At 67.6% G+C, this 15032-nt stretch carries 8 protein-coding genes and 1 CRISPR repeat array; of the genes, 6 read left to right on the forward strand and 2 right to left on the reverse strand.

Annotated features, from left to right (window positions below):
• The first annotated feature begins 38 nt into the window (after window positions 1-38).
• Entirely contained in the window at window positions 39-3416 is a 3378-nt protein-coding gene (locus KF823_11515; GenBank protein ID MBX3726529.1) for a DEAD/DEAH box helicase, read from the forward strand.
• A gap of 339 nt (window positions 3417-3755) precedes the next feature.
• Here the strand turns inward: KF823_11515 and KF823_11520 are convergent, their stop codons facing one another.
• Complete coding sequence (locus tag KF823_11520; protein MBX3726530.1) at window positions 3756-4208, reverse strand: type II toxin-antitoxin system VapC family toxin; 453 nt, start codon at window positions 4206-4208, stop codon at window positions 3756-3758.
• The gene (locus tag KF823_11525) at window positions 4205-4480 is read right to left on the reverse strand and encodes a type II toxin-antitoxin system prevent-host-death family antitoxin (GenBank protein MBX3726531.1); all 276 of its coding nucleotides are present in this window, start codon (window positions 4478-4480) and stop codon (window positions 4205-4207) included. Before KF823_11525 ends, KF823_11520 begins: the two co-directional genes overlap by 4 nt.
• A gap of 410 nt (window positions 4481-4890) precedes the next feature.
• On the opposite strand from KF823_11525, the gene cas7u reads away from it, so the two are divergent.
• The 5 genes from cas7u (at window position 4891) to KF823_11550 (ending at window position 11926) form a co-directional block, all read left to right on the forward strand.
• A complete protein-coding gene (cas7u, locus tag KF823_11530; protein ID MBX3726532.1) occupies window positions 4891-6036 on the forward strand; it encodes a type I-U CRISPR-associated protein Cas7 in 1146 nt (381 codons plus the stop codon).
• Complete coding sequence (gene cas5u6u / locus KF823_11535; GenBank protein MBX3726533.1) at window positions 6036-7655, forward strand: type I-U CRISPR-associated protein Cas5/Cas6; 1620 nt, start codon at window positions 6036-6038, stop codon at window positions 7653-7655. Before cas7u ends, cas5u6u begins: the two co-directional genes overlap by 1 nt.
• The gene (gene cas3u / locus KF823_11540; protein MBX3726534.1) at window positions 7652-10630 is read left to right on the forward strand and encodes a type I-U CRISPR-associated helicase/endonuclease Cas3; all 2979 of its coding nucleotides are present in this window, start codon (window positions 7652-7654) and stop codon (window positions 10628-10630) included. The genes cas5u6u and cas3u overlap by 4 nt, the downstream gene beginning before the upstream one ends.
• Window positions 10627-11553 carry a hypothetical protein gene (locus tag KF823_11545; GenBank protein MBX3726535.1) on the forward strand — a complete coding sequence of 309 codons (927 nt, stop codon included), beginning with the start codon at window positions 10627-10629 and terminating at the stop codon, window positions 11551-11553. The genes cas3u and KF823_11545 overlap by 4 nt, the downstream gene beginning before the upstream one ends.
• A 103-nt stretch (window positions 11554-11656) precedes the next feature.
• Window positions 11657-11926 (forward strand): CRISPR-associated endonuclease Cas2, encoded by a 270-nt coding sequence (locus tag KF823_11550; GenBank protein ID MBX3726536.1) that lies wholly within the window; start codon window positions 11657-11659, stop codon window positions 11924-11926.
• Between the two features lie 235 nt (window positions 11927-12161).
• Window positions 12162-14716: a CRISPR direct-repeat array (repeat unit 36 nt; unit sequence GTTCTCCGCGGCATCACGCCGCGGCCTCATTGAAGC).
• Window positions 14717-15032 lie beyond the last annotated feature (316 nt).

Raw genomic sequence — 15032 nt, forward strand, 5'->3', positions numbered from 1 at the left:
CCACGCGCGCAGGGCATGGCATCGCCGGAGTCGGGGCCATGGATGAGACGGCCCTGCACCGGCTGCTGCATCTGCGCACCTGGCAACAGGTGTTCGAAACGAATGCCCTGCTGCGGGGGTTCGTGTACGCCGCCCAGGGCAAGGTGCGTTCCCTGTCCGTCCAGCCGGTTGGTCCCCATGCCGTGCTGCTGACCGCGCAGGTGCGCGGCCGGGCCCGGCAGGACTACGTCTGTCGGATCGCCATCCAGGCCGTTGGCACCCAGTTGCACATTGGCGGCGACTGCACCTGCCCGATGGCACGCGACTGCAAGCACGTGGTCGCCGCGCTGACCGTAGCCGGGGAGAACCCACCCGTGTCCTGGCCGCGCGCGCCGGGCGAAGCCCTGTCCGCTTCCGCGCCGGCGCCTGGTGATGGACTGGCCACCTGGCGCCACTGGCTGGGCGAGTTGCAGAAGCCGTCCGGTCCCGGTCGCGGGGTCGACACCGTCCGTGCCGGCGATGTCTTCGCACTGCTGTTGCGGACCGGCCAGGGCGCGCCCTGGCCGCGCCTGCAGGTGGCGCCGGTGTGGCTGAGTCCCGGCAAGAACAAGCCCTGGGTGTCGCCACGCAGTCCAACCATGGGCCCACGTGGCCCGGTGCCCGCGCCTGTGCAGGGCTGGCCCGAGGGCGTGCTGGAGTCGCTGGTGCTGTTGGCCGATTGCCCGGTCGAGCGCGCCGGTGCGCTGCAGTGGTCGCGACCGGTCACCGCCTACCACGACCGTGCGCTGGCCACCCTGATCCGCGAGGTGCCCGTGCACTTAGAGCGTGCCGGGGCGCAGCCCCTGCGCATCGACGACGACCGTACGCTCGACCTGCACTGGCAGATGCAGCCCGATGGCAGTCAGCACCTGCAGGCACAGGTCGAGGGGGCACCGCGGACACGCCTCCTGCGCGGCGAGGGCCTGTGGTTCCTTGACGAGGAGCAGCGCTGTTTCGGGCGGATCGCCGCCGAGCCCCGCCTGGTCGAGGCGCTGGCCGCGGCCCCGGCGCTGTCTCTCGAGCAGGCAGCCGGATTCGATGTGCTGCTGGAGAACGTCGCGCTGCCCGTGGTCCTGCCGCGGCCGGCCCAGCCCCGGCCAGCGCGCCAGGTGCGGGCACAGCCGGTAGTGGTCCTGTCGCTGCGCCAGGTATCGACGGCGGCCGCCCATGGGCCGTACTGGTATGCGCGCGAACGCCGCCTTCCCCCTGCGCTTGGCGTCGCCAGGACCGCTTTCGACTACGAGGGCGTGCGCGTGCCGGTGGAGCCGGGTCCGCCGCGAGAGCGCCATACCGTCGACGGCGAGCTTGTCGAGGTGCATCGTGACGATGCCGCCGAGCAGCGCGCCATCGCGCCATTGGCACCGCTGCCCCTGGCCAGGGCTGGGCTTCTGTCCAGCGCCCACGGCCTGTATGCATTGCCGCTGGTTCCGGACGACCTGCTGCTGAGGCTCGATACAGGCCTGGCTGCCCCGGCCGACTGGCGGCCGTACATCGATGCCCTGGAAGCGCAGGGCGTGCGCTTCGAGTTCGAGGGCGGTTTCCCTTACCGGCGCCTGGTCGAGGCCGGCGACTGGCATGCCGAGCTGGAGCGCAGCGGCAATGCCTGGTTCGATCTGCGCCTGGGTATCGACATCGACGGCGAGCGCGTCGACCTGCTGCCGATCCTGCGCCGGGTGCTGGCCGACCCCACCTTCCCCTTGCAGCGCGGCAAGCGCGAGGAGGCGGATGCCGCCTGGACGATCGATCTCGACGAGAAACGGCAGGTGCGTCTGCCGCTGGCCCGCCTGCGTGATCTGGCAGCGCCCCTGCTCGAATGGCTGGAAGGCGACCCGGGCGACCACCTGCGCCTGCACCGCAGCCAGGCCGAGAACCTCGCCCGGCTCGCCGACGGCGCGTCGGTGCCCTGGCGTGGCGACGAGGCCCTGCGGCGGGAACTGGAAGCCCTGCGCGCCACCGCCAGATTGCGCCCGAAGGCGCCGGCCGGCTTCCGCGGCAAGCTGCGTCCCTACCAGCGCGACGGCCTGGCCTGGCTGGCCTTCCTGGACCACGCCGGCCTGGGCGGCGTGCTCGCCGACGACATGGGCCTGGGCAAGACGGTGCAGGTGCTGGCGCACCTGCAGGCCCTGCGCCTGGAAGGCCGGCTCGCCGAGCCGGCGCTGATCGTCTGCCCGACCAGCCTGGTCGGCAACTGGCGCGACGAGGCGGCGCGCTTCGCGCCCGGCCTGCGCTGCCTGGTCCTGCACGGTGCCGACCGCGCCGAACATTACGACCGGATCGCCGACAGCGATCTGGTGATCACCACCTATCCGTTGCTGCCGCGCGACCGCGAACACCTCATGGCGCGAAGCTTCAGCCTGCTGGTGCTGGACGAGGCGCAGGCGATCAAGAACGCGCGCAGCCAGGCAGCGCAGGTGGTGCGCGAGATCCCAGCCGGCCGCCGCCTGGCGATGACCGGCACGCCGCTGGAGAACCACCTGGGCGAGCTGTGGGCGCAGTTCGACGCCGTCGAGCCTGGCCTGCTGGGCAGCGAGCGGCAGTTCACCCGGCTGTACCGCACGCCGATCGAGAAGCGCGGCGACGGCGACCGCCGCGAACGGCTGGCACGCCGGATCGGCCCGCTGCTGCTGCGCCGGCGCAAGGAGGACGTGCTCACCGACCTGCCGGCCAAGACCGAGATCGTGCGCATGCTGGACCTGGAAGGCGACCAGCGCAGCCTCTACGAGGCCCTGCGCCTGGCCCAGCACGAGCGCGTCAAGCAGGCGGTGGCGAAGCGTGGCCTGGCCCAGTCCGGCATCGTCGTGCTCGACGCCCTGCTGAAACTGCGCCAGGCCTGCTGCGACCCACGCCTGGTCAAGCTCGACAGCGCGCGCCGGCGCAAGTCCTCGGTCAAGCTCGACGCCCTGGTCGAGCTGGTTACCGGCCTGGTCGACGAGGGCCGCCGGATCCTGGTGTTCTCACAGTTCGCGGAAATGCTGGCGCTCATCGAACAGGCCTTCGCCAAAGCCGGCGTCGCCCACCAGACCCTCACCGGCCAGACGCCCGGCACCGCCCGCGCAAGCCTGGTGCGCCGCTTCCAGGACGGCGCCGTGCCGGTGTTCCTGATCAGCCTCAAGGCCGGTGGCGTCGGCCTCAACCTGACCGCCGCCGATACCGTCGTCCACTACGACCCCTGGTGGAACCCGGCGGTCGAGGCCCAGGCCACCGACCGCGCCCACCGCATCGGCCAGGACAAGCCGGTGTTCGTCTACAAGCTGCTGTGCGCCGGCACCGTCGAGGAAAAGATCCAGGCCCTGCAGGCGCGCAAGGCCGAACTCGCCCGCGCCGTCCTGGAGGGCGGCAGCACCCGCAAGCTGCGCTTCGACGAAGCCGACCTGGAGGCGTTGTTCGCGCCGTTGTAGGGGCAGGTCGGGTGTTGCGGCCTCGAGGGCTTGCCCCGGGCCAGGGATCGGTCGCCACCTGACGCCGCGTGGCGGTTCACAGGCCCTGATCCCGGCCGATGCACTTGCTGCGGTCCATGCAAGTTGCGCAGAGGCGTCCTTAGCTGGGTCGAGCCGCACGTTCCCAGGGGATCATCGTCGAGGTGGACTGTCGCAGTCCAAGAGACGCCGCTGGGGTATCCGGGTCAGGACGCACATCGGGAATCGACGATGGCCACCTGCCAGCCCGCGCACCTGCCTGCCCGCGCCTTGCGAGAGCCGTTCGCACGGCGCTCCGGTCTCGACCCCGCTCGCGGCCGCTCAGGGGTCCGGAGGCGCAGCCTGGCCCGACATCAGCGCGATGCCAAGCCGGGTCGCCGCACCGCAAAGCGCCTCATCGAAGCAGGCGAAGCGGATCGCCTCCGTGCCGGCCTGGGACGCCAGTCGCTCAACCGCCGCCAGGTGCACGCTGTCGTAGCCGCGCAGGCGGAACTGCCCGGAGAGTCTCGCTGCCCTGACGACCAGCGGTTCATCGACCTGGATCACCGTCATGGCTGGCCAGTCGCGATCCACCTGGGCGATCAGCCGCATCGCGTCGGCCTCGGCCACCCGGCCGATCCGCACCCCCCGGGCCAGCGCGGCATGCAGCTCCGCATAGGCGACCAGGTGGGTGCACACCAGCGCCGCCTCCTCGACCCGCCGGATCACAGCATCACGGCCCGGTTCGTCGACATAGAGCCGGAACCAGGCCGAGGTGTCCAGGTACAGGATCATTCCCGGTCAGCGTGCAGTAGTTCGGTCAGCGTCGGGCCGTCGCCCTGCAGACGCACCGCCTCGCGCAGCCCCAGCGGTGCCCCAGAGGCCCGGCCGGACCGGACCCAGGGCAACCCCGCCAGGCGCTCCTTGAGCGCGACCGACGCACCGGGCGGCGGCGCCAGCGTCGCCACCACGCGACCGTGCGAAGTCACCACGACCGTCTCCCCCCGCTCTGCGCGGCGGACGTACTCGGACAGTCTGGCCTTGAGGGTGCGGATGGTGACTTGCATGGTTGCCCGCGCTGGTGACTACACGAAAGGAAGTGTAGTCCCAACCAGGCGAATGGGAGCGACGATGCCGGCTATGCACGACTGCGGTTTAGTGTATTGAGATGTGTTGCCAAAGAGGCCATGGCGACAGTAGGGTGGGATCGCGTCCACGGTCAATCCTCCCCATACGCTCGGAGGCTCCATTGAAGAAGTGCCTTGAGCTGTGTGCTCGAAGCGAGACCGGCGCCTTTCCGGAGCTTCGCGCTCCGGCCTTATTTCTCAGCTTTGTCTGCCCGCCGACCACATTCCCCAATCGCGAATTGCGCCGCATCAACTGAGCAGGAGAACCGTTCATGGGCAAGAAGCTTGACCTCCGCACCCTCGCCGAGGCCGTCAACGGCAGCGCTGCTGCTTTCAGGTCGGTCGGTCGCATGCAGCCGGTGGGCGGCCCGGGAGACAAGGTCTTCCCCCCAACCTACAGCGGAGGCACCTATGCGACGGAACAGCGACGTCTTCCCGGACGCGAGCAGCCGGTGGAGTGCGTACTGCTCGACTCGGTCCAGTCCCAGGCCAATCGCATGGAACTCGCGCTGCTGGAAGCGTGGGAGCGGGGCCAATTGCCGTTGCCTGTGGTCAGTGTCGACTTCGCGGGTCAGGGCCTGCTCAAGCCCTTGCGCGTGACCAGCCTGGAGGCGCCGCATCGCATTGCCGATGCGCTGTTGCGCGACAGTCTTCTGGACGGGGTGCCGTTCCGCAAATCGACGCGCGGCAAGGGGCTCGACCAGGTTGATATGAAAAACGCGACCGCGCTGTTCGAACTGTGTCCCACTGCACTGGTGATGGGACTGTGGGATTCGACCGGTCCGCGCGGCGGTTTGGGCGCCAAGTTCGCCAGAGCGATGGTGTCGGAGATCGTCGGAATAGAGGCAGTGCCGGGCGTCAAGTCCAGCAGTCGAATCGATCCGGCACAAATCCTGCTGGGGGCAGGTCCCGTCTACATGACGAAGGAAGGCGACTGGACTGTGGATGTCGCCGCCGCGCGTACGGAGAAAGGTAAACCAGTGAAGGTCGGCAAGGACGGAAAGCCGTCCGAGGTTAATCACGGGAACATCACTCCAAGCGTGGACGTTCGAACGGGCGGATTCACCATCGACCATGCCCGCCGCACCACCACACTGTCCCTGCCGGCCTTGCGCCGCCTTCGCTTCCCCGTGGGGGACGAGCACGACATGCGGCGTGACCAGGCTGGCCGGGTCGTGCTGGCGGCGTTGGGGTTGTGTGGAGCCACCCTGGCCCGCGACATGGGGGGCGACCTGCGTTCGCGCTGCCACCTGGTCGCCGAATCCGCCAGTACCTGGGAATTGATCGATCGGCCCGGACAGCCACCGGAGCAGTTCGAGCTTGAGCCGGACGAAGCGATTGCCCTCTTTTCGGAGGCCGTGGCCGCGGCCAGAGCGGCAGGGCTTCCTTGGCTGGACCAGGAATTGAAACTTTCCCCATCCCCGCAGCTGGTCGCGCTGGTGCGGCGCAGCCAGGAACTCGCTGCCGACCTTGCCGAGTCCAATGGAGAAGACTGATGCTCGCCCTGGGTATCCGCTACCTAAACGGGTGGGCGATGGCGGCAGCCGACGGGTCGAAGAAGGAAGCGGCCGAATGGCCGCCGCACCCGGACCGCGTCTACATGGCGCTGGCCGCCGCCCACTTCGAGACCGAGCGCCGCGAAACGACTCGGGCAGTTCTGGAATGGCTTGAGTCCCTCCCGCCGCCAGCGATCGCCGCCAGCGATTGCGAAGTGCGCACCATCGCCACGCACTATGTGCCGGTCAATGACGCGACGGCACCCTCGATCGATCCCGAAAGGGCCGCCGGTGTCTCAGATGCGCAGTTTCGCGCTGGCCTCTCGCTGCTGCCTGAGCACCGGTCCAGACAACCTCGCCAGTTTCCGGTCGCCATCCCCTTCGACGACACCGTCTATCTGATCTGGCCGAGCGTGAAGATGCCCGACGAACTCGGAGCAGCACTGGAGTTCCTTTGCGCGAACGTCACCTGTATCGGGCATTCGGCGTCACTGGTCCAGATGTGGGTTGCCGATCAGGCGCCAGCGCCGACCTGGCAGCCGAGCGGACAGGGCATGAGCACAAGCAACTTCCGCGTGCCTACCCCCGGTCGCCTGGCCGCACTGGAGGCCGCCTACAACGAGGCCGCCCAGACCGCGTGGTTCGAGCTCGACCGGTCCATAGCCCAAGCCACGGGGCAAGCACGGAAGGCGCTCAAGGCAGAGCGCAAGCGCCGCTTCGACGACCGCCCACCCATGGCGCGCCGTCCGCCGGCCGGCTTCTGGACGGGGTACGCGCAGCCAACGCGGCCCCGCAAGGAAGTTCATCTGGCGGGAGGCGTGTTCAGCCCCCGATTGCTTGTATTCCGCCAGACCGCCGGAACCCGCTTGGGCCTGGAAAGCACGCTGAATCTGACGCAGTCCCTGCGCGACTGCCTGTTGTCGCACTGTCCGGCACAGCCCCCACCGGAGTGGCTGAGTGGGCATGCGGGAGACGGGACGCCAAGCCGTGCCCCTCACCTTGCCGCGTTTCCATTGCCTCACGTCGGCCATGCCAACGCCCAGGGTCATCTGTTGGGCGTGGCCCTTGCGCTGCCAATCGACGTACCTGCGCTCGAGGTCGGCAAATGTCTGGCTCCCTTGCTCGATCTCGATGACCAGACCGGGTTGCCCAAGCCATTCCGACTCTATGCCGGGCAAAAGTTCGAGATCGAGCTCCAGTTGGACCTGGCCGACGATCCGGCCCGGGCCCTTCGGCCGGACACGTGGATCGGTCCGGAGGGAGGCTGCCGGACGTGGGCCACGGTCACTCCGATCGTGCTCGACCGCCACGGTCGGTCCAAAGACCCCTGGCTGGAAGCGGAGGACGTGGTGGCAACGGCATGCGAGCGTGCCGGCCTGCCGCGCCCGGAGCATGTGGTGCTAGGGCCGGTCAGCCACTTCATTGGCGCTCCACCGGCGGGTGGCAAGCGCGGCGCCTATCCACACCTGTTGCGAAAGGATGGCGGGCGGCGGCATCACGTGCACGCAGTGCTCACATTCCAGAAGCCGATCCAGGGACCCGTGCTGGTCGGCGCAGGCCGGTTCCGCGGCTATGGGCTGTGTCGTCCCTGGCCACCCCACGGAGGGCAGGGCCGATGAGCCTCGGACCCGAGCGCTTTCCCGAATTCTTCCAGGCTATCCACGGGCACGAGCCGTTTCCCTGGCAAACGCGATTGTTGAATCAAGTGGTGGCTGGCCATTGGCCAGCCACGCTGGGATTGCCGACAGCGAGCGGCAAGACCGCCTGCATCGACATCGCCGTGTTTGCCCTGGCTTGCCGGGCGGCTCAAGCCACCCGTCGAATCTTCTTCGTGGTGGATCGCCGTGTCATCGTCGATGAGGCCTTCGCTCGCGCGCGACGGATCGCCTCCGCGCTGGCGACGGAAGTAGACGGCGTGCTTGGCGAAGTCCGCCAGGCGCTTTGCCGCATTGGTGCGGGCGCGGATGCCCCATTGGCAGTGTTCCAACTGCGCGGCGGAATCTACCGCGATGATGCCTGGGCCCGCTCACCCGCGCAGCCCACGGTGATATGCGCCACGGTCGACCAGATCGGTTCGCGACTGCTGTTCCGCTCCTATGGTGCCAGCCCCTATGCCTGGCCCCTGCATGCAGGCCTGGCCGCAAACGATGCACTGGTCCTCCTCGACGAGGCGCATTGCGCCGAGCCCTTCCGGCAGACCCTGGATGCCATCGCGCGCTATCGCGTCTGGGCGAAGCAATCGTGTCCGACCCCGTTCGCGCACGTTGTCCTGAGCGCAACGCCAGCGGGTGATATCGGCACCCAAACGTTTGGACTCGATGCCGAGGACCGCGCCCATCCCATCCTGTCCAGCCGGTTGTCCGCCAGCAAGCCCGCTCGACTGGTGGAAGGCAAGGGCAAGACCGCCACCATGGCACTCTCCCGGCAGATTGCCGGGGAGGCGATCGAGTTCGCCAGGCGAGGCGCCCGGCGTGTTGGCGTGATCGTAAATCGCATCGCCACTGCCCGGGAGGTTCATGAAGTGCTCGGGGAGCTGGGCGTACCAGTTGAACGGCGCGCGCTTTTCATCGGCCGCATGCGTCCATGGGATCGAGACGGCCTGCTCAAGCGGTGGCAACCGACATTTGCAGCCGATCCGCATCGCCAGACGTTGGAATCACCCTGCTTCGCTGTTGCCACACAATGCCTTGAAGTTGGCGCCAACCTCGACTTCGACGCCCTTGTGACCGAGTGCGCCAGCCTGGACGCCTTGCGTCAGCGCTTCGGCCGCTTGTTCCGACTCGGCAGAATCGGGGTCGACGAATGCAGTAACGAGCCGGTCGCGGCGATCGTCCTGCCGAAGCCGGAACCGCGCCAGGACGACCCCATCTATGGAGAGGCGATCGAGACAACCTGGCGCTGGCTTGCTGAGCACGCCACCGATGGCCTGGTCGACCTTGGCGTGGACGCCATCGATGCCCTGCTGCCTGTCGAGCCGCACGCACGCGCCACGCTGCTCGCTGAGCGAAAGCTGGTCGTTCGCGCTCCGGATGCGCCGGTCATGCTCTCCGCTCATGTCGATGCCTGGGCACAGACCAGTCCTGCGCCCTGGCCTGACCCCGATCCCGCTGTGTTTTTGCACGGACCTCGCAAGGGCGTCGCTGAGGTGCAGGTTTGCTGGCGTCAGGATCTGGATGCGACGCAGGACACGGAAAAGTGGCCAGAGCTGGTGAGCTTGATAGCGCCAGGATCGGCCGAGTGTATGAGCGTGCCGATGCACGCGCTAAAGCGTTGGTTGTGCTACGGCGTATCGGAGGACGTGGGCGGCGATGTCGACCTCGCTGATCACGAGTTGGAAAGCGATACGGCTGCTTCCGGGAGTCTTCGGCACAGGGCTGTGCGCTGGCGGGGTGCGTCGGATGTCCTGGTGCTGTCGACCATCGGCGAAATGAATGACCTGCGTCCTGGTGACACCCTGGTATTGCCCCCAAGTGCGGGGGGCTGGTCGGTATTCGGGGCCGTCGCCCAGCAGGCCGACGGCCGACCGCTGGCCGTGGACATCGCCGACGAGGTGCAGCTGACAGCGCGCTTGCGTCCGGTGCTTCGGCTGGTGCCAGCTCTGCTGGATTCCTGGCCGCCGAGCGATGCGTGCGACGCGTTGAGGGCGCTGCTCGACGCAGGAGAGATCGAGCAACGCAGCGCGACCGAAGAGTATAGACAGGCGCTCAAGGACGCCCTGCGCGCCGTTGCGGATGCCCTTCCCGATCCAACATCGCAGGCACGGGACTGGACCTGGCTCCGCGTCGCTGTAGCGGGCCTGACCAGTAGTCGCAGCAGCTTCGACCTCGATCGTCATCCTGCCGGAGGGCTGGTGTTGACCGCGCGGCGGCGCTTGCGCCCTGACCAGGTGTTGACGGAGGGACAGCGCGCACCGAACGAGACCTTCAGCACCGACGACGACTCCGCCTCGTTTACCGTGCGGGTTCCGTTGCCGGATCACCTCGAAGGTGTCGCACAGCTCGTCGAGCGATTCGCCCACACCTGCGGTCTTGACCGCGCACTCGCCGAAGACCTCAGGCTGGCCGCCTCCCTGCACGACCTCGGCAAGGCCGACCCACGGTTCCAGGCCTGGTTGCGCGGCGGTGTGCCCTATCCGGTACCGGTCCCATTCCACTCAATGCTGGCCAAGTCCGGGGGCGCCAGCAGTCCCGCGGCGATTCGGCGCGCTCGCGACCGCGCCGGTTACCCGGAGGGCGGACGCCACGAACTGTTGTCCGTCCGGCTCGTGGAGTCGAGTCCGGAACTGTTGACGCAGGCCCACGATCCCGACCTGGTCCTGCACCTGATCGCCAGCCATCACGGACGCTGCCGGCCTTTCGCCCCAGTCGTCACGGATCTTGAACCTCGGTCGGTCGAACTCGAAATCGATGGTCGCCGGCTGAGCGCGTCTTCCGACACTCAACTGGAGCGCCTCGACAGCGGACAGGTCGAGCGCTTCTGGAACCTCGTTCGACGCTACGGCTGGTGGGGTTTGGCCTATCTGGAGGCCATGCACGTGCTGGCCGACCACCGCCGCAGCGAAGCGGAGCAGCTTGGAATGGAGGACAGTCTGTGACCTGCTCGACCCTCCTTCTGCCCGGCATTGATGGGGCCAATCCGCTGGGTTTTCTGGCTGCGCTGGGTGTGCTTCGAACGCTATTCAGGGCGGAAGATGCGCTCCGACCACGCCTCGCCTGGCAAGTCCACAACGGAGCATGGCGCCCAGCGCTTACGACCGAGATCGCCCTATCTCGGCCCGAACTCGTGGCTCGTCTCGATGAGGCCTTGAGGTCGATGGTGGATCATGAGGCTTGGAGGTTTTCGGACAACCTCAATGTCGAAGCCGGCGACTTCCGCAGTCATGCACTGGCCGCAGCTGCGCGCGCGTCCACCGCCGATCCGACCGCGGCGGAGTTCGTCGCGGCGTTCGCCTGCGATGCGATCACTGAGGTCGATGCGAAAAAGCGGGTTGTGGTGTGCGACACGGCATTCCGGACCATGAGTGGTGCGGGTCATCAGCACTTTCTCGGGTTCATGCGCCAGTTGGCTGCGTGCACCGAGCAGGACCATCTTGAGCGCGCGCTTTTCGAGCAATGGCGGTACGAAGACGACAAGCCGAGCATGCGCTGGGATCCCGTTGACGACCGCCGCTATGCTCTGAGGTGGAACGAGCCGAGCAGCGATCCCATAAGGACCGTAAGGGGCGCCAATCGTCTCGCCATCGAGGCGCTGCCACTGTTCCCCGTCATGCCGCGTGGAACTCGTCTGGAAACCACCGGTTTCGTCACGGCGGGAAGCAGGGGGACCTGGTTTCGATGGCCGATCTGGTCACAGCCGATTTCACTGCCCGTGGTCCGAAGTCTTCTGGCGAGCCAGCGCGTGCGCGAGGCAAGCACCAATGAGGCGGCGCTGAGACGCATGGGCGTCGAAGCGGTATTCAAGAGCCAGCGCCTGACCGTTGAGAAGTACCGGAACTTCACCATGGGTGTGCCCGCTTGATCGTCAGGGGGGCGGAACGGGTCAATGGTGGCGACGTTTCCTACGCTGCGAGGGAAATCAGGAGGTCGAAGTGGAGTCCTCCAGCAGGTTGTCGTCGTAGTGTGTGGGCGTTGGTAAGCCTCGGTCCCGTCGCCGGCGGCGGGTCTTCAAGCCGATAAAGGGCTTTGGCCAGTGGCTGCAACTGATCGAGTTTAACTGCCGGCTGAGCGCGCGCCGCCATGCCGAAATGATCCAGTCTCTGGACGAGGTCATCAAAAGTAAGGTCGATGCCCTCCTGGTCATCGACCTGGGTCCGGCCGACAAGGTGAAGCCCCGGGTGGTCAGCCTGGGCGAGCGCGTCGATCCGGTCGCCGGGGAACCGACGATCGTGTAGCGTCCCATACACTAGGTACCGCCCTGAGAGCGCGCCGCCTCGCGCTCGCGAGCGCTGAGGTGGTGAAGCAAATCCTGGCCAGCGCTCGCAACCACCCGGCTCTTTGAAAACGAAGGATTACATGCGTATCCTCACGCCCCACCTAACCGTCGGGACGCTGATCGCCCTGCCGTCCCGCCAGTGCTCGCAGTTGCTGCGAAATCTGGTGCGAGATCAGCAGCCTTCCGGGGGTGGGGTTCTCCGCGGCATCACGCCGCGGCCTCATTGAAGCATGTACGCCTGCTGCGTCTCCAATGTGGAGCGCAGGTTCTCCGCGGCATCACGCCGCGGCCTCATTGAAGCAGCGGGTTGGCCCAGGTGACCGTGCCGGCGGCCAGGGTTCTCCGTGGCATCACGCCGCGGCCTCATTGAAGCACCATGCCGCCAGCGGCGAAGGCCGGGAAACCGTTGGTTCTCCGCGGCATCACGCCGCGGCCTCATTGAAGCCTGCCGTGGCCGTCTCCGCCGAGCTGTCCCGCGTCGTTCTCCGCGGCATCACGCCGCGGCCTCATTGAAGCTAGTGATCCTGCCACGGGCCGCGCTCGGTCGCGTTGTTCTCCGCGGCTTCACGCCGCCGCCTCATTGAAGCATGCGCACCCTGCCCGAAATGAGCATGCGCAAGCACGTTCTCCGCGGCATCACGCCGCGGCCTCATTGAAGCGCGGTCGCGCTTGGCCTGGGCTGCGGCCTGGCGCTCGGGTTCTCCGCGGCATCACGCCGCGGCCTCATTGAAGCCGGAGCCTGTGTCCGTCGACGCCTTTGTGGTGATCGGTTCTCCGCGGCATCACGCCGCGGCCTCATTGAAGCGCGGACGCCTGGGACGGCACGCGGCACGAGGTCCGGGTTCTCCGCGGCATCACGCCGCGGCCTCATTGAAGCCGCTCGGGTGGCAGCCCCCAGGGCAGCTCGACGTGGTTCTCCGCGGCATCACGCCGCGGCCTCATTGAAGCTACATCGCGCCGTTCGCCAACAACCTGGCGCCCGTCGGTTCTCCGCGGCATCACGCCGCGGCCCCATTGAAGCCTTGAGGAGCGCACCAAGAAGACCCAGCAATCGGTCGTTCTCCGCGGAATCACGCCGCGGCCTCATTGAAGCAACACGGCCCGGGACGAGTCCTACGCGCAACTGATCGTTCTCCGTGGCATCACGCCGCGGCCTTATTGAAGCACGCCGATGCTGCGGTTCCTGAGCGGCAGCTCGCAGGGTTCTCCGCGGCATCACGCCGCGGCCTCATTGAAGCTGCGAGCCCTACCAGCCGCACGCCTGGCCGCGGCAGTGTTCTCCGCGGCATCACGCCGCGGCCTCATTGAAGCCGACGGCGACATCGGCTACCGCGCGCACCTTCCGACGTTCTCCGCGGCATCACGCCGCGGCCTCATTGAAGCGGGAGGATTGCGGATCGACTTGGCCCACGCCGCCAGGTTCTCCGCGGCATCACGCCGCGGCCTCATTGAAGCAGCGGGTTCGCCCAGGTGACCGTGCCGGCGGCCAGGGTTCTCCGCGGCATCACGCCGCGGCCTCATTGAAGCCAGCAGCGCGTGACCTGCGCCGTCTGGACCGACACCGTTCTCCGCGGCATCACGCCGCGGCCTCATTGAAGCCGATCGACATACGTGCGTCCGCGGAAGTTGAACCGGTTCTCCGCGGCATCACGCCGCGGCCTCATTGAAGCCGGCCCTCACCGTCGATCCGCACGCTGATGCTGGGCGTTCTCCGCGGCCTCACGCCGCGGCCTCATTGAAGCGACCTGACCGTCTGGCAGCCTCGCCAGTAACCGAAAGTTCTCCGCGGCATCACGCCGCGGCCTCATTGAAGCTGGCTGTCACCGTGGCGCGTCTTTCTTCGTGACGGCCGTTCTCCGCGGCATCACGCCGCGGCCTCATTGAAGCGCCGTCTGGTCCGCGACGTTGATCGCCGAGCGCCCCAGTTCTCCGCGGCATCACGCCGCGGCCTCATTGAAGCTCCCGGTCGCCGATGATGACGCAGTGCAGATCGGGGTTCTCCGCGGCATCACGCCGCGGCCTCATTGAAGCCACTGCCCCGATGCCGGCTGGGTGCCCTGGGAGGAGTTCTCCGCGGCATCACGCCGCGGCCTCATTGAAGCAACGACCTGCACGCCGTCGAGGGCCTGCACGCCGTGTTCTCCGCGGCATCACGCCGCGGCCTCATTGAAGCACCGGGGCGATGTCGCTGCCGATCGAATAGGGGCCGTTCTCCGCGGCATCACGCCGCGGCCTCATTGAAGCCTGCGCATCGGGCAGCCGCACAGGGCGCACAGGCCCGTTCTCCGCGGCATCACGCCGCGGCCTCATTGAAGCACCAGCAGCAGGGACAGGCCGCCGATCACCACTGCGGTTCTCCGCGGCATCACGCCGCGGCCTCATTGAAGCGTGCCCGGCCTTGCTGCAACGACAGGCGTAGCAAGTGTTCTCCGCGGCATCACGCCGCGGCCTCATTGAAGCAGCACCGTCTTCTGCTCCGGGTCAGGGGAGCGGAACGTTCTCCGCGGCATCACGCCGCGGCCTCATTGAAGCGAGGTGTTGCCCCACGTCCAAGTGTGGTTGGTTCCGGTTCTCCGCGGCATCACGCCGCAGCCTCATTGAAGCATCTCCCAGGTGGCCGGTTGGCCCGTCCCCACGACGTTCTCCGCGGCATCATGCTGCGGCCTCATTGAAGCAATGGAAAGCCACATCGAGAGGATGGTCCTGCTGTTGCTTTTTCCGCGGCATCACGCCGCGGCCTCATTGCCCGTCCTCCAAGTCACAAGTTTGCGACAGCAGGCCAACCCTTCGCGCAGCCATTCAATGTGCGTATGGCCTTGCCGAAGGCGGCGAGCCCGCCGGGCCTTCAAGACCGGAGCCGTCGTCGACAGCAGGCACGGAACGGCAACCGGCGGGTTCTCCGAGACGATATCGACAGGGTCAAGCCCGCACAAGCATCTGGGCGCCGTTCGCATGGTCGATGGGTCGCTGCGTTCCATCTGCAGGCCAGGCGGTAGGATGGACTTGGCCGGTACCGCCGAGCTGCGTGGTCCGCGGCGAGGGCGTACCGTTGGGCGCGACTCGCT

Source organism: Lysobacterales bacterium (genome assembly GCA_019634735.1).
Taxonomy (GTDB): domain Bacteria; phylum Pseudomonadota; class Gammaproteobacteria; order Xanthomonadales; family UBA2363; genus Pseudofulvimonas.